General features: G+C 43.9%; 13 protein-coding genes. 6 read left to right on the top strand and 7 right to left on the bottom strand.

The annotated features are described in order from the left end of the window. Positions 1–114 precede the first annotated feature (114 nt). Entirely contained in the window at positions 115–1,584 is a 1,470-nt protein-coding gene (locus KCX82_RS10135; RefSeq protein WP_227018349.1) for an aminotransferase-like domain-containing protein, read from the top strand. Positions 1,585–1,653: 69 nt separating this feature from the next. On the opposite strand, the gene hcp is transcribed toward KCX82_RS10135, so the two are convergent. From hcp to KCX82_RS10170, 7 genes are all read right to left on the bottom strand, one after another. Further along, positions 1,654–3,294 carry a hydroxylamine reductase gene (gene hcp, locus KCX82_RS10140; protein WP_227018350.1) on the bottom strand — a complete coding sequence of 547 codons (1,641 nt, stop codon included), beginning with the start codon at positions 3,292–3,294 and terminating at the stop codon, positions 1,654–1,656. Positions 3,295–3,453: 159 nt separating this feature from the next. Continuing rightward, positions 3,454–4,197 (bottom strand): 3'-5' exonuclease, encoded by a 744-nt coding sequence (locus KCX82_RS10145; protein ID WP_227018351.1) that lies wholly within the window; start codon positions 4,195–4,197, stop codon positions 3,454–3,456. Positions 4,198–4,478: 281 nt separating this feature from the next. Next, positions 4,479–4,769 carry a hypothetical protein gene (locus tag KCX82_RS10150; RefSeq protein WP_227018352.1) on the bottom strand — a complete coding sequence of 97 codons (291 nt, stop codon included), beginning with the start codon at positions 4,767–4,769 and terminating at the stop codon, positions 4,479–4,481. 99 nt (positions 4,770–4,868) lie between these two features. Further along, positions 4,869–6,314, bottom strand: coding sequence for an APC family permease (locus KCX82_RS10155; protein WP_227018353.1), 1,446 nt, complete (start codon positions 6,312–6,314; stop codon positions 4,869–4,871). A 20-nt stretch (positions 6,315–6,334) separates the two neighbouring features. Beyond that, entirely contained in the window at positions 6,335–7,150 is an 816-nt protein-coding gene (gene kce, locus KCX82_RS10160; protein ID WP_227018354.1) for a 3-keto-5-aminohexanoate cleavage enzyme, read from the bottom strand. 92 nt (positions 7,151–7,242) lie between these two features. Next, positions 7,243–8,283, bottom strand: a complete 1,041-nt coding sequence (gene kdd, locus KCX82_RS10165) for an L-erythro-3,5-diaminohexanoate dehydrogenase (protein ID WP_227018355.1) — start codon at positions 8,281–8,283, stop codon at positions 7,243–7,245. A 268-nt stretch (positions 8,284–8,551) separates the two neighbouring features. Further along, positions 8,552–10,624, bottom strand: coding sequence for a sigma 54-interacting transcriptional regulator (locus tag KCX82_RS10170; RefSeq protein WP_227018356.1), 2,073 nt, complete (start codon positions 10,622–10,624; stop codon positions 8,552–8,554). Positions 10,625–10,819: 195 nt separating this feature from the next. Here KCX82_RS10170 and KCX82_RS10175 point away from each other — a divergent pair, with 195 nt between their 5' ends. The 5 genes from KCX82_RS10175 to KCX82_RS10195 all read left to right on the top strand — a co-directional run bounded on the left by KCX82_RS10175 (position 10,820) and on the right by KCX82_RS10195 (position 15,763). Continuing rightward, on the top strand, positions 10,820–12,763 hold the full coding sequence (locus KCX82_RS10175; RefSeq protein ID WP_227018357.1) for a sigma-54-dependent Fis family transcriptional regulator: 1,944 nt from the start codon (positions 10,820–10,822) through the stop codon (positions 12,761–12,763). A gap of 177 nt (positions 12,764–12,940) precedes the next feature. Next, positions 12,941–14,734, top strand: a complete 1,794-nt coding sequence (locus tag KCX82_RS10180; RefSeq protein ID WP_227018358.1) for an aldehyde ferredoxin oxidoreductase family protein — start codon at positions 12,941–12,943, stop codon at positions 14,732–14,734. Between the two features lie 87 nt (positions 14,735–14,821). Beyond that, complete coding sequence (locus KCX82_RS10185; RefSeq protein WP_227018359.1) at positions 14,822–15,046, top strand: MoaD/ThiS family protein; 225 nt, start codon at positions 14,822–14,824, stop codon at positions 15,044–15,046. A 112-nt stretch (positions 15,047–15,158) separates the two neighbouring features. Continuing rightward, positions 15,159–15,356: a hypothetical protein gene (locus KCX82_RS10190; RefSeq protein WP_227018360.1), complete on the top strand. Its 198-nt coding sequence runs from the start codon at positions 15,159–15,161 to the stop codon at positions 15,354–15,356. 23 nt (positions 15,357–15,379) lie between these two features. Next, positions 15,380–15,763, top strand: coding sequence for a hypothetical protein (locus KCX82_RS10195; RefSeq protein WP_227018361.1), 384 nt, complete (start codon positions 15,380–15,382; stop codon positions 15,761–15,763). Positions 15,764–15,863: the final 100 nt, after the last annotated feature.

Genomic DNA, 15,863 nt, shown 5'->3' on the forward strand with positions numbered 1-15,863 from the left:
ACCAAATATAGTTTATGGATAAATTATATTCAGTATTTTACAGTTTGTAACCATCCAACCATTGACTTACAAGCCAACCAAATATAAAGTATTATGAAAGGAGTGTGAAAACCTATGTCGAAACCTTTGAAACAAAAACGGCAGAACTATGTACATATCAGCTGGCAGCCGGATAAGAATTCTAAAATGCCCTTATACAAGCAAGTCGTCGAATATGTAAGCAGCAAAGTTTCCGGCGGTGACTGGGCCGTTGGAAGCAGGCTTCCGGCACAAAGAGAAATGGCAAAGGCTTTCGGCGTTAACAGAAGCACCATTGTTTCGGCTATGGAGGAACTCATGTCCTATGGAATGATAGAAGCGGCCTATGGCGGCGGAACCCGAATAGCCAGTAACACATGGTCCCTCTTTTTGTCATCACCGCCGGACTGGAATAAATATATATCGTCCGGGCCCTTTAAAGCCAACGTACCTACCATTCAGGTGATTAACAAGCTGGAGTTTGATTCCAAATATATCCGTCTCGGTACCGGTGAAATTTCTCCGGATTTATTTCCCAAAACCATGATGGAAGACCTGATGAAAGTATTGCCGAAACGAATATCATCGCTGAATTATCTGGGACCCCATGGACTCCCGGAGCTTCAGGAGAGCCTGTCCAAAAGGCTGGCTGCCATGGGTATCGAGGCAAAGCCGTCCAATATTCTAATTACCTCCGGATCCCTTCAGGCCTTGCAGCTTATTTCGGTCTGCATGCTCAAACCTGGTGCCACCGTATTTACGGAAGCACCCACCTACTTAAAATCGTTGCAGGTTTTCCAATCTGCTGGAATGGATCTGAACGGTATCCCTATGGACCAATCCGGACTCATGTATTGGAAAATCGAAAAGGTCCTCCAGGGTTCCCTGCTTTACACCATATCGACTCACCATAATCCAACGGGAACGATTATGCCCCAAGGGCGGAGAAGAGAAATATATGACTTTTGCAGTGCAAACCGTTTGCCTATTTTGGAAGATGATGCCTACGGAGAATTATGGTTTGATGAAAAGCCTCCGCTTCCGATAAAATCCATGGATAAAAGCGGAATGATCCTTTACACCGGAACCATTTCAAAGACTCTGGCACCGGGACTTCGCATCGGATGGCTGGTAGGGCCGGAGTCCGTAGTCGACAGGCTGGGCGATGTGAAAATGCAAATGGATTACGGCGCCAGTTCATTATCCCAGTGGGCCTTGACAGAATTGCTTGAGAGCGGTGCTTACGACGATTATTTAAAGACACTGCGCATTAAGTTAAAAGAACGAAGGGATCTTGCACTGGATCTATTAGAAAGGTACTTTGCGGATATTGCGGAATGGACCGCGCCAAAGGGCGGGTTTTATATTTGGGCACACATAAAGAAAAGCATCCCAAGTGATAAGCTGTTTCACAAAGCCCTGAGCAAAAATATTCTCTTAAATCCGGGAAGCATCTATGATTATAAAGAGAACCGGAGCATCCGATTATCCTATGCCTATGCAGATAAAAAAGACCTGGAGACAGGGCTTCAGGTACTCAGTACAATCATCAAAAAGTATAAATAAAAAACAGGCAGAAACTGCATATTGCCATGCAGCCTGCCTGTTGTTTTTATTTTATAAGGATTTTTATTCTTATGCTCCCATGAACATTTTGATATCATCATCTACCGTACCGATACCGCCTATTCCGAAGGTCTCCACAAGCACTTTTGCCACGTTCGGTGATAAGAAAGCAGGAAGAGTCGGTCCAAGGTGGATATTCTTCACTCCCAGGTACAAGAGGGCCAGTAAAACGATAACTGCCTTCTGCTCATACCACGCAATATTGTAAGCAATAGGGAGATCATTGACATCGTTCAACTCAAAGACTTCCTTCAGCTTCAAGGCAATCAAAGCCAGGGAATAGGAATCGTTGCACTGTCCGGCATCAAGTACTCTCGGAATACCGCCGATGTCACCTAAATTCAGCTTATTGTAGCGATACTTGGCACATCCAGCAGTGAGAATCACCGTATCTTTCGGAAGTTTTTCAGCAAATTGTTCATAGTACTCTCTGGACTTCATTCTTCCGTCACAGCCTGCCATTACAAAGAACTTCTTAATCGCGCCGGATTTTACTGCATCAACCACCTTATCTGCAAGGGCGAATACTTGCTCATGTGCAAATCCGCCGACAATTTTTCCGGATTCAATTTCTGTAGGTGAATTTAATGCCTTTGCCATGGCGATGATTTCGGAGAAGTCTTTCCTGCCGTTTTCGTCCGCATCAATATGTGCACAGCCCGGGAATCCTGCAGCTCCTGTGGTAAAGATTCTGGACTTTACCTCTGGACTTTTCGGAGGTACGATGCAGTTGGTTGTAAATAGGATCGGACCATTAAAGGATTCGAATTCTTCTGTCTGCTTCCACCATGCGTTTCCGTAATTTCCAACAAAATTATCATACTTTTTAAATGCAGGATAATAGTGGGCCGGCAGCATTTCACTGTGGGTGTAAACATCTACTCCGGTGCCCTTTGTCTGCTCCAAAAGCTGTTCCAGATCTGTGAGATCATGACCGGAAATCAAAATAGCCGGATTGTTTCTGACTCCGATATTGACTTCCGTAATTTCCGGATTTCCGTATTTTGACGTATTCCCCTCATCCAGCAGCGCCATGGCGGATACACCAAATTGGCCGGTCTTCATTGTCAATGCAACAAGATCATCTGCGGAAAGGGAATCATTCAGCGTTGCAGCCAAAGCTTCATAGATAAATTCATATAGTTCAACATTCTCTTTGCCCAGATTGAATGCATGATGTGCATACGCCGCAAGGCCCTTGATTCCATAGGTAATCAACTCTCTCAGGGAACGAACGTCTACATTTTCCGTAGCCAGTACGCCTACCGAAGCAGCTTTGTTCAGCATATCTTCCTTTGTGCTCACTTCAAATTTCGCTGCATCGTGGAGCTCTTCCTGTACCAGCGCATTGACTCTATTTCTAAGATCGTTTCTCAGCGCTATCATCTTAGTGATTTCTTTTTCAATCGCAGTGTCATCAAAATTTGCATTGGTGATTGTCATGAAAAGGCTCTTCAAGACCTCATGGTTGACATCTCCCAAATCCGTTGCCTGTAAGTTTCCCTTTACAACGATGTCGGAAATTCCTTTCAGTGTGTAGATCAAGAGATCCTGAATCTTTGCCACATCTTCACTCTTTCCGCATACACCTCTCACTTCACAGCCGGTTCCTTTCGCAGCCTCCTGACATTGATAACAAAACATACTCATTGAATCTTCCTCCTTTAATTTACATTTTTATAACATTTATTTCATCATTTCTCATTCCCACGTTGTCGTAGTGTATTTTTATAGTAAAGGATTTTCACTTTTCAGGTCGTTGCAAAAGCAACGAAAAATAAAAAAAGTTGGTTCAGATTGCCAACTTTTTTATTCTTTCAAAAATTGTTTTGTTTTTCCCATCTGATAAGCTGTTTTTATCATACCGGCTTCTTCTTGAGTGAGCTCCCGTTCATACATCTTTTGAAATTGATGCAACAGCCCTTCAAAATCAATGACTTTCTTTCTCTGTCTAGGGGGTCTGACGGGAATGTAAGCCGGATCATAAACTTTTGGCAGCATCGAGGGTTCATAAATAGCTTTCATAATTTCAGCCGTATAGCAGGCATCATTCAGCGCATCATGGAAATGGGCATCCACGGGGAGATTCAACAGAGATACCGCATTTTCAAGTTTGAGTAAGCTTTTTGCAGGAAGGTGAAAATGTTTCGTACAATAGGGCTGTATATTCAGATATCCTTTCGGCAGAAGACTTTGATCCAATCCATGGTATTCTGCGTTTCTATATAATTCTTTCATGTCCGTCATGCCCCATACACAAAAGACGGATTCCACACTCTCGATAAACTCCAGAAAATCTTTATAAACATCAGGGAAAAGACTCTCTTCCTGCAAATTCTCCGTGGTAATCCCCGTCAGTTCCGTAATAAATGGGTTTACCCTCTCAAATAAGGTTGGCTTTATCAAGCGGTTGAAAGTACCCACGGTTTTCCATCGGCTGTCCAGTTTCACTGCTCCTATTTGTATGATTTCAAAGGGACATGGATATTTCTTTTTCTCCTGCAGGGATGGTATTTCCTGATTAAATTCCAAATCAAATACGATATAATGCATAAGCAAGCTCCCCAATACTTTATTCCTTATATTGTAGGCCCAAAACAAAATAATATTCCCGGAGGGAATCTCTCATCGTTTATTTTCAATTTAAGATGCATCAACCATTCCTTGAAAAACTTTCTGCATATAAGAATAAGGGGTGGCTCAAAAAATCGAGATCTGATTCTTTCGAGTCACCGCTTATTTTCCGGACACCGTTGATTCAAGGCATACATGGCACTGCTGCGCAGATTTATTTGACGCTGCTATGTAGCTTTGCTTGATGTTGATATGTAGATTTACTTCATGCTGCTGATACGGAATTTTACGGTTCCGCATGGACAGACACCATAATAGCACTTATTTTCAGCATCATAATCCAAAGCCTCCGCTTCTACTCCAAAACGGGTCACCATAATCCAGGGATAAATGGCATTCAGTGCCGTTAAGCAGACAGGACCTGATTTTTCGTAGTTAATGGAAGGGCCTTCTAAAATGAGAACATCCCCCGAAGGCATCGCATCGCATTCCGATGCTGTGACTTCAACCTTTACCAGAGAGGGACCCTTTGCCTGGCAATCATTTGTCATTTTTCTCACTCCTTTATCCAAGTATTTACAGTTCTTATACTAGCATATATTCAAGGGTCCTGGAATGAATCTTCTTCAATTTTTTTTGCTTTTTTTCTTTTATTTTTTACTTTTAAAGATCGCTTCAATTCTTGCCTCCTCTGTAATTGCTTTTCGGAATCCGCTGGTTCCGAAATAGAATCCCAGACCCAAAGCAATCCATACGATAAAGATCGTAATGGCAAGGCTGCCCATGAAGCTTGGTAAGACCGGAACAAAGGATATGATAATAATGATGCCGGAAATGACAGCCGCTGCCCACATGCTCGGCAAACCGCCGGGAACCTTGTACGGCCGAAGCATGTCGGGTTCACTATAGCGCAGTTTAATTGCGGATGCGGAGGTTACAAACCAACCTATTACAAAGGCAGTTGATCCGATAATGGTTAACGGATCAATAATACCCATACCCACAAAGGGCCCGATCAGGCATGCGATCCCGCAAAAGATATTGGCCCCTCTCGGTGTACCGTATTTCGGATGGACGGAAGTGAAAAATTGCGGTACCAGACGAGCTCTGCCCATACCCACCAGCAGACGGGCTGATGCGATATAAAGGCCGTTCCAGGTTGTAAGCAGTCCTGCAAGGGCTCCGATCAGTGACACCCAATACAGCAGCGCACCTAAACCCCCCGGATATAAATTCAGGAACAATAAGGATGTTGCAGGTCTCTGATATCCATAGAATTCTTCCCAAGGTGTTGACATGCCCGTTGACAGAATGATCAGGCAGTAAAAGCATCCCGCTGCCAGGACGGCACCAATCAATACTTTTCCGATATTATTCATATTGATCTTTGCGTCTCCCTCTTCTGCTGCCTGTGGTATGGTGTCAAACCCGGCCAGGAAGAAAGGAGCCACAACCATCATGGCTATAATCCCGGTAAAGAAGGAAGTATGCGTACCCTTGCCTACATTTTCATAAACTGGCTGCAGATTCGCCGGATCTGCTTTCAATAATGCAAAAATAATAACTAAAATTCCTGTAACAGCCAGAAGTGCGGTTAAATACGTCTGCACCCTTCCGGCCACCCGAGCACCGACCCAATTGATGGCAATGAGACCAAGAGAAAGAATAACACCAACAGCTAAGCCTTGAGGATAGATACCTACACCGGCTATACTATAGAGAGGCTCTCCTGCTTTCAGGACCGGAAAAATAAGGGCTAAGACATCATTGATGTAGATTGCTTCCCAGGGCAATACTGTGACGTATGCTAATGCCACAAACCAGCCTCCGAGGAAGGAAGGGAATGTACCGAATGCCTTATAGGAAAATGCTACAACACCTCCTGCAACCGGCATTGCCGTTGTCAGCTCCGCATAGCAGAATCCGATAGGGATCATCAATAAAGTACCGATAGCAAAGGCAAGAAAGGTAGGGATAGGGCCTCCGCCTGATCCGAACCAGCCATTTACCGCAACGGACCAGCCGACACCAACCATCGAACCAAATCCTAGCATAAAGAAGTCGATCAGACTTAAGCCTTTTTTCTTTTCTTTCATGTTCTAACCTCCTTTATTATTTATAAGCCTAATATTCTTCTGGCATCAGCCGGCGAAGCGATTTCCCTTTTCAGAATATTGGCCATTTTGACCACTTTCGTTACCAACTCTCCATTGCTTTTAGCAAGGACTCCTTTCTCAAGATATAGGTTATCTTCAAATCCCACACGGACATTTCCTCCCATAACGATTGCAACTGCAGCCAGTTCAAATTCACTTCTGCCGATACCCGTTGCGCACCAGGTTGCGTCGCTGGGGAGAGATCCTGCCATATAAACCAGATCTCTTGTGGTAGCTGCCATAGCACCGTTTACGCCAAGAACGATGTTAAAATGAAGAGGGGCTTTCAGTAATCCTTTCTTATATAATTTAAGAGCATTATCAATCATTCCTTTTTCAAATACTTCAAGCTCAGGTTTTACGCCCATTGCCAGCATCTTCTCAGCAAATGCAATGTTCATGTTTTCGGTATTGACAAAGATGTCATCTCCTCCGAAATTGCAGGTCCCGCAATCAAGAGTGGCGATTTCCGGCTTCAGATCAATGGGCTGAAGCCGCTCTTCCGCTGTCATTCCCACAGCGCCCCCTGTGCTTGGCAGGATGATAACATCCGGGCAAACGTTATGAATCGCATGAAAGGCCTCTTTAAATCTGCCTTTATCCTGAGTCGGTGTTCCGTTATCCCACCTGACATGAAGGTGAATGACGGAAGCCCCGGCATCGTAAGCGGATTTTGCTTCTCTGGCTATTTCCTCAATGGTATACGGTACTGCCGGATTCATTTCTTTTGTTACTTCCGCACCAGAAATAGCCGCAGTGATAATTAATTTTTCCATGTAATCTTACCTCCTTCTGATTCTTATATTTGGTGTCCTTCTAGAAAAATCATTTGGCATACGTTTCTAAAATCAATATCCTTATAGAAAAATCACTTCGTATACTTTGCGGCGAAGTAATTTTTTACTTTTTGATGATTTCTGACTATGGAAAAGGCGATTTCGGTATGATTTGGATAATATCCGTTGCCGATCATCATTCGGGTGTATTTTTTAATTCCTTCTGCTCCCAGGGATGCTTTCACAAAGTTTGTGCTCATACTGAAGAAGTAAATCAATCCTTCATTTTTTGTGGTCAGTATCGTAGTCAGCTCCGTATCCGGAACATTTACCGTGTTCACCGTAAAATCGGCCAGCTTCCCGTTCATTACTTTATTGTATTTTCCGAAGGCCTCCACAGGACTTTGTGCATTGGCTTGAATGACATGGTCTGCGATTCCCAGTTTCCGGACTGTTTTGCATTGCTGTCCATCGTATTCCATGCAAATCACCTTACCGGAAGGGGCAACTCTTTTCTTGGCTTCGGCCAGAGATAAGATCCCTGCTTTCCCTGCGCCAATCACAACCACCGTATCCCCGGTTTTCACATTCGCTGCTACTTGTGCCGGTGCCCCGGCCACATCCATCAGGGCAAGAGAAATATTCTCATCTAAATCCGACGGTAATTTGGCATAGATCCCGCTTTCAAAAAGGATTGCCTCAGCTTTTACAAAAACCTGCTCCGTTTCAAGACTGATATCTTCAATGGAATAAATTTTTAACGGCGTTAAAGATAAGGAAACCAGTGTGGCAATTTTATCACCCACCTTTGCTTCCGTATGATCTGCCAAATCTGACCCGATTTCTTTTATCCTTCCAATCAGAATGCCTCCTGATCTGGTTACAGGGCATTGGAATTTTCCTGCATGTTGGACGATGTTCATAAATTCCTTTTTCATTTTTTCTACGTCGCCGCCGCACTCCGTTTTGATTCTTGAGAATGCCGTGGCAGTAGGCTGCAGTGCAATGACATCGATCAATATTTCATTTGAAAAAATCTCAGGATGATTATCCAGCCTTTCTGCTGCCTGAGGCATGAATCCCGTGGGATAAAGCACTCTGTGGCAGCCATAGACGTCACCTTTCTCTCTCATTGGGACCTCCTTTAAGTTAAATCTTTTATCTGACATTTTCGATTAGCATAAAGCATGCCAAATAAGTAAAGCAAAGAAAGCACCTTTTCCACGTTGGAAAATGGTGCTTTCTTTTATTTTTCATATAAAACATTCTTGCTACCGTACCCTGGATTGAATCAAAACTAAATCTTGAAGCAAAATCGACTCAGTCATTGAAATTCCATTGTTTTATGCTGAATTGTCAGTAAAAAACGGGAAATTCCCTGTGATCAGATGCAGTTTTGACTCAGTGAATCCCCAGTCTGCAAAGTCTTCTGACGACACTGGATTGTGTGATCCCCATTGCTTTTGCCATTTTTCTGGTTGTCTTATACTTGGCCTTATACTGTCTTAAAAGCTCTCTTTCCATCCTGTCCATAAAGTCACAGAAGGTACCGCTATCCGGAAGAGAAAGAGGTGATTCCCACCATTTCAGATCCGGATCTTTCCTGTCAAAGAGGATCATTTTATGTGCATCCTCCAGTTTTACCACATCCCCTTCCGCAGTGATCAGCAATCTTTGCACACAGTTCTGCAACTCTCTGATATTTCCCGGCCAATCATATTCCATCAGATAGGAAATGACGTCCCTGTCAATGCTTTTAGATAGATTAAATTTTTCATTATATTCACTTAGAAAAAGCCTGGCGAGGGGGATGATATCCTGACGCCTTTCCCGCAGCGGCGGAATTTCAATGGGAAAAACATTCAGTCGGTAATATAAATCCTCTCTGAATTGCCCTCTTTTTACCATATCTCCAAGGTCCTTGTTGGTTGCAACGATAATTCTGGCATCGGTTTTGACCGGGGAGGTTCCCCCAATACGATAGATTTCTTTTTCCTGCAGCACTCTCAATAATTTTGACTGTATGGACATGGGGATCTCGCCGATTTCATCCAAAAACAGGACACCACCCTGAGCGGTCTCCCAAAGGCCCTTTTTCCCCTTTGGATGCGCTCCCGTAAAGGATCCGCTTTCATATCCGAAAAGCTCTGATTCCAAAAGATTTTCCGGTATGGAAGCACAATTGATTTTCACAAAGGGGAAATTGTTTCTCTTGCTGTTATTGAATATAAATTGGGCCACCACTTCTTTTCCCGTGCCGGATTCTCCCGTGATCATCACGGTGCAGTCATACTTGGCCACCTTGATTGCATTTCTGAGCACCGCTCTCATGGACTGGCTTTCAAAAACATAACTTGAATTGGAATCCTCAGATAATTTATTCAGACTTGCTTCAATATACTCACGGTCCGTATCTTTGTAGGAATTTAAAAATGCATAGCCCTTTTGATGGCCCTCTTCTATCAATTCTTTAAGAGCGGGATATTTTCTCAGAAGGGACAGGGTCCTATCCGTATGCCCTTCCACATAGCCTCTATACGGTATAATCGTAACATCCTTTCCGATGGATTCGGCCGTAAGACTTGCCACTTTGCAGTCACTTCTCAGGCTTGCAAAATAAACAATGCCCTTATTTCTGACAAGCAGCAGAGTAACCATTTCCGTATAGGCTTCCTCCGAGCAATTAATGACTACATCAAATAACCGGTTTTCTTCGAAATATTGATTATAAAATTCCAGGGTATTACTAACGCTGCAGCACAGGATCTCATCAAAAACACCGCTCGCCCTGAGTTTTGCTTCCCCTTTTTCAGAACTGACAACTCCCGTGATTTTGCCGCAATTTCCCATCTTTTCTCTTGCTGCAAAAGCACAAAGAAGTGCCATTTTCCCCCAGGCACCCAGAATGATAACCGTATCACCCGGATTTACTATTCTCATTGTTTCCGCAGGGGCACCTGCCTCGTCCCATGCACTGATTACCACTCTCAGCGGCAAATCTTCCGGTTTGCGGGCGATCAAAGAGGATTGGAACACGATGGCTTGGCCTATAATTGTCACTTGGGCAAAGCCGATATCAATACTGACTATCTTCTCAATTTTCAAAGGAGTCGTTGACAACGAAACCAAAGAGATTACCTCATCTCCCTCTTTTAACCCCAGATCGTTTCTGTAGGATTTTCCGATTTTACGCACTCTTCCATAAAGCATTCCTCCCGTACCGGTTACCGGGTTGTGCAGTTTTCCTCTGAGATTCACGATTTCTATGATCCGGCCTGCAATTTTCTCCTTGTCGCCTCCGGTGTCTTCAAGAATCTGCGCAAAACTCACAAAATTAATATTCAATATTTCAACGTCAATCAGAAGCTCATTTTCATAGGGCTCCATACTGTTGTCAAGCTTCCATGCGTTCTGCAAAAAAGAATTCTGCGGCTCCAAAGTCCGATAGAATCCATATTTATCGAATTTTTTCATGGAATCAACCCTCCTGCTAAGCAACATATGTCCTGTCATTCTCCATTATTACCAAAAGCATAAAATCCGGGCATCAGCAAACATCCATTTCTTACATGATTGCGTTACCGGAAAATTTCGTTATACTGTAAGTAGGACATACCTGTTTTCTGGCTGCCGTAAAACAAATTCAATAGGAATGAGGGGTAGGACAATATGAATACAGCTAAAGAAGTATCTGAAAAAACCTTTATCCGGCGATCTCATCAGCGGTGTGACCAGATGGGAATTGAACGGAATCAGGTTTACAGCAAAAAAATATTAACAGGTGACGATCTCTTCGTCAGACTTTCAGAAAAACGACATTTAATCGAGAATGTAAAGCCTTTTATTAATCAAATTTATGGCTTTGTAAAAGGAACGGATTTCTTCGCATTGCTGACAGATGAAGAAGGCTGCATTCTCACCATCATCGGTGACGAAAACATACTGAAGGAAGCTTTTTCCTATAAAATGATTCCCGGAGCTTTTATGGACGAGCCGAATATAGGTACCAATGCCATGGGCACGGCGCTGGCGGAAAAAATGCCGGTGCAGGTATCCGGTAAAGAGCATTACATTGAATCATACCACAAGTGGACCTGCTCTGCGGCGCCGATTCGGGACCGCCACGGAAAAATTCTGGGGACCATAGACCTGACAGGCTATTCTAAGCAGGTTCATCCGCATACATTAGGAATGGTGGTGGCAGCCGCAAATGCCATTGAGCATATTCTTAAGGAAAAGAACTATAACGAAGAGCTTTATCTTGCCAAGCATTATAACGATACCATCATTGACAGCATATCCGCAGGAATTCTAACCGCTGATGTAAACGGGGTCATTAAGACGGTCAACCATTATATCCCTGAGCTTTTCGGATATTCTGCTTCAGAACTGCGTGAAATGAAAGTATGGCAGCTCTTTGACGGATGGGAACAGGTACTGACTTCTTCCGCTGCAAGGCGCGGTTTTGTAGAAGAAGAGGTCTTTGTAAATTCCAAAAGAAACAAGCTGCAGTTAATCCTGAGCACCTATCCGATCATAGACAGCTATAATAAGCTAAGGGATATTATATTTGTATTTAAAGACGTTAAGAAAATAAGAAAACTTGCCAATCGTATCATGGGCCGGAAAGCAGTTTATACCTTCGACAAGATTATCGGTAAAAATGAACACTTTTGCAGGGTTGTGGAGTTTGCCAAAAAAATTGCAGACAGCCGTTCCGGAATTCTGATCTTGGGTGAAAGCGGCACAGGCAAAGAACTCTTTGCACAGGCCATACACAATCATTCGGACCGGCGGGAAGAACCCTTTGTGGCATTAAACTGCGGTGCCATTCCAAAAACCTTGATTGAAGCCGAATTATTTGGCTATGAAGAAGGGGCTTTCACCGGTGCCAAGACCTCCGGCAATCCGGGCAAGTTTGAAATTGCAGACGGCGGAACCCTATTTTTAGACGAAATCGGCGAAATGCCTCTGGACATGCAAACACGGCTGCTTCGGATCATTGAAGAAGGAACCGTCAGCAGAGTAGGCAGTACCAAGGAATTCGTTGTGGACGTGAGAATCATTGCCGCTTCCAACAAGGACCTGAAAGAAGAAGTTGAACAGGGAAATTTCAGAAAAGACCTTTATTACCGCCTCAATGTTCTGCCGTTGATGCTGCCGCCGTTACGGCAGCGTAAAGACGACATTCCGATTTTGATCGATTATTTTATGAAGCGGATTTCCAAACGATTGAATAAAAGACCGTTCGAATTGGCGGAAGCGCAGATGCAGCAGCTTATGAACTACGAATGGCCGGGGAATATCCGTGAACTGGAAAATTTTGTAGAACTAATCATAAATGCAGAATCTTTACCCTTGGAAATTCCTCAGGAAAATGCCATGACGGCAAATGGCTTGCCCTCCTTGGTTGCACAAATAAAACCGGGGGATTGGAGGTTTGATGAAAAGGATCTTACCCTGAATGAAATGGAAAAGCATTTTATTCTCCATACTCTTTCAAAGTATCATGGAAATATCTCTCTAAGTGCAAAAGTATTGGGAATTTCAAGAAATACTTTATACCGAAGCATAGAAAATTATGGCATAGATTGTTCAAATCTGAAACAGTGATCCGTTTCGGAACAGCACCAGTCAAGAGCAATGTCCCAAAACGGAACATTTCATGCAATTCGCAATTCGAACCTTCGAAAAACCGTTGGAATTCCAACGGTTTTTTTAATGGCATGAAAATTGCTCTAATATAGCACAAAGAAAGTTACTGTCAAACATGCTTTAAGGAGGGATTTTATGTTTGGGTATACAGGAAAAATGCTTCGAATCAACCTTACAACTAAGACAATTGCAACTGAGGAGTTGAATCATGAAACCGCTATTAAGTATCTCGGCGGCAGAGGATTAGGAACAAAGCTTTATATGGACGAGGTGGATCCTGAAATAGATCCATTGGATGCAGAGAATAAAATCGTTATTATTACCGGTCCTTTAACCGGAACGAAAGCTCCAACCAGCGGACGTTTCATGGTGGTTACAAAGTCTCCCCTCTCAGGAACGATCGCCTGTTCCAATTCCGGCGGACACTGGGGTGCAGAATTAAAGTCAGCAGGTTACGACGGCATTATTTTAGAAGGTAAGGCCGATCAGCCGGTTTATCTGAATATTGTGGATGATAAGGTGGAGATCCTGGACGCTTCAGCGGTTTGGGGCAAAGTGGTGTCCGAAACCACAGATGCTTTGGAAGCCGTCCATGGCGAAAAAGCCAAGGTTCTGACAATCGGTCCCGCAGGCGAAAATTTATCAAAGATCGCCGCTGTCATGAACGATCGTTATCGTGCCGCCGGAAGATCCGGTGTCGGTGCCGTTATGGGTTCCAAAAACTTAAAAGGTATCGTGGTTAAGGGAAGCGGCAAAGTTGAAGTTGCAGATGCAGATAAACTTAAAGAAGTTTTTGCTTCCTGCCTTAAGAAAATCAGGGAGAATGGCGTAACCGGCCAGGGTTTGCCTACATACGGAACCGCTATTTTGGTTAACATAATCAACGAAAGCGGATCTTTCCCGACGAATAATTTCCAGAAATCACAGTTTCCAATGGCGGAAGACATCAGCGGAGAAACTCTGGCCGAAAAATATCTGACGAAGAAAGACGTATGCTACCACTGTCAGATCGCCTGCGGGCGTTTCTGTGAAGTAGATGATGTCAAAGGAGGCGGGCCGGAATACGAAACCATCTGGGCCTTTGGAGGCGACTGCGGTGTGAACAGTCTTCCGGACATCATCAAAGCCAACTTCTGGTGCAACGAAGTCGGCGTAGATACCATTTCTGCCGGTTCAACGCTGGCAGCAGCCATGGAATTATACCAAAAAGGTCTGATTCAAAAAGAAGAGTTTGAAAACGGACCGGAGCTTGCCTTTGGCAACAATGACGCAGTGGTTTACTGGACAAAAGCAATGGCCAATAAAGACGGACTTGGAGCAAAGCTTGCACAGGGTTCCTATAGACTTGGTGAAATGTATGGCAGTACCGATGTATCCATGACGGTTAAGAAGCTTGAAATTCCTGCCTATGACCCAAGAGGAATCCAAGGCCAGGGTCTTCAGTATGCAACTTCAAACCGTGGGGGCTGCCACGTAAGAGGATACTTAATTTCACCGGAAATTCTGGGTCTGCCGGAGCAATTGGACAGATTGTCAATCGAAGGAAAAGCAGGCTGGTGCAAGGCATTCCAGGATCTTACCGCTTCTATCGATTCTCTGGGCCTTTGTCTGTTCACCTCCTTTGCTATGGGGGCTCCGGACTACGCAGATCTTATGAATGCCATCTGCGGAACCAACTTTACAGGAGACGATATCTTCACCGCCGGTGAACGTATCTGGAATTTAGAGCGTACGTACAACCTGAAAGCGGGTATCGATCCATCTCAGGACACGCTGCCAAAGCGGCTGCTTTCCGAGGGAATTCCGGAAGGTCCTTCCGAAGGTTGGGTAAGCAAGCTTTCTGAAATGCTGCCTGAATATTATGCTGTAAGAGGCTGGGACGTTTCAGGTATTCCGACTTCAGAAAAACTTGAAGCTTTAGGGTTATAATTGACCGCTGTCCATTTTAATTTGTAATCCGGAGTTATCAATTTTGACAATGCACAGCCGAAGGGAAGAAGACAGGATGGTGATCTGTTGAAAATTGAAGTTCGCTTATTTGCAACATTAAGAGAAAAACGACAAAAAGTAATGACTTTAGAGGTGCCCCAAGGAACCGCCGCAGTTGAGTTAATCGATTCATTGGATATTCCTCATAATCAAGTAGCAATCCTTATGATCAATGGAAGGCACTCCAAGTTTCATCAACCGCTCCAGGATGGAGATGTGGTTTCCATGTTTCCTCCTGTAGGCGGAGGCTGAATATTTCGAAGACTTGACAGCAGATCAATTTTAGGATAACCTGTAATAGAATTTGTTTAATCCGCTCTTTTGGGAGCGGATTAAAATTAAAACACAGTTAGCATTTGCTAACTTGGAACAGGAGAAACTTTTATGCATAAAATCCACCAGACTCATCATCATAACGACGGGCAGCAACGACACGGCTGTGGAGGCGGCTGCCATTGCCATCAGCGGCCTGAAAGTCATCAACAGTCTGAAGGCTGCTGCAGCAGCAAGCAGGGAGCGGGTCAGGAAGGCTGCTGTCACAGCCACAAACAGGAACCTTTGAACCTTAACAAAGCAGAGTTGATGATGTTGTTAGATTTGGCCCAGTATATCTACTTGCCAATTAGTCGTTTTATCATAAGCAGCAGCACAGAAGAAGCAAGCTTCGTTGCCCTGGCACCGGCCTCCGTCAATAGCCGGGACGACAGCCTGGAGACAGTAAAAGAAAGGGCCGGTATACTCATAAACTTGGAGAAAAAAGGATTGATTTCGTTGGATTATGATATCCCTATTGAAGGATATGATTATGACCTGCACATCAGTTCTGCCGCATACTTGTACTTTGAAGAAACCGTAAGGGAAGGAAAGGAAAAGCCGAACTTTATCTGCGATACCGCAAATATAGAAAAGGGCAGCGCCGCAATCACCGAACTGGGAATCAGGGCCGCTGACAGCATAAAAGTCTTCTAAAAGAAGTACTGCTGCGAAGTACATCTTTTACATACAATTAACACGCCCTTAATCCGCATGATCCATTTCAAATTTATAATGAAATAGAAGAGAAACATAA

The organism is Sinanaerobacter chloroacetimidivorans (assembly GCF_018128545.1).
Taxonomy (GTDB): domain Bacteria; phylum Bacillota; class Clostridia; order Peptostreptococcales; family Anaerovoracaceae; genus Sinanaerobacter; species Sinanaerobacter chloroacetimidivorans.

Coding starts and splice junctions, on each gene's coding strand:
- KCX82_RS10135 (WP_227018349.1), top strand. CDS start 115: ATGTCGAAACCTTTGAAACAAAAACGGCAGAACTATGTACATATCAGC.
- hcp (WP_227018350.1), bottom strand. CDS start 3,294: ATGAGTATGTTTTGTTATCAATGTCAGGAGGCTGCGAAAGGAACCGGC.
- KCX82_RS10145 (WP_227018351.1), bottom strand. CDS start 4,197: ATGCATTATATCGTATTTGATTTGGAATTTAATCAGGAAATACCATCC.
- KCX82_RS10150 (WP_227018352.1), bottom strand. CDS start 4,769: ATGACAAATGATTGCCAGGCAAAGGGTCCCTCTCTGGTAAAGGTTGAA.
- KCX82_RS10155 (WP_227018353.1), bottom strand. CDS start 6,314: ATGAAAGAAAAGAAAAAAGGCTTAAGTCTGATCGACTTCTTTATGCTA.
- kce (WP_227018354.1), bottom strand. CDS start 7,150: ATGGAAAAATTAATTATCACTGCGGCTATTTCTGGTGCGGAAGTAACA.
- kdd (WP_227018355.1), bottom strand. CDS start 8,283: ATGAGAGAGAAAGGTGACGTCTATGGCTGCCACAGAGTGCTTTATCCC.
- KCX82_RS10170 (WP_227018356.1), bottom strand. CDS start 10,624: ATGAAAAAATTCGATAAATATGGATTCTATCGGACTTTGGAGCCGCAG.
- KCX82_RS10175 (WP_227018357.1), top strand. CDS start 10,820: ATGAATACAGCTAAAGAAGTATCTGAAAAAACCTTTATCCGGCGATCT.
- KCX82_RS10180 (WP_227018358.1), top strand. CDS start 12,941: ATGTTTGGGTATACAGGAAAAATGCTTCGAATCAACCTTACAACTAAG.
- KCX82_RS10195 (WP_227018361.1), top strand. CDS start 15,380: ATGTTGTTAGATTTGGCCCAGTATATCTACTTGCCAATTAGTCGTTTT.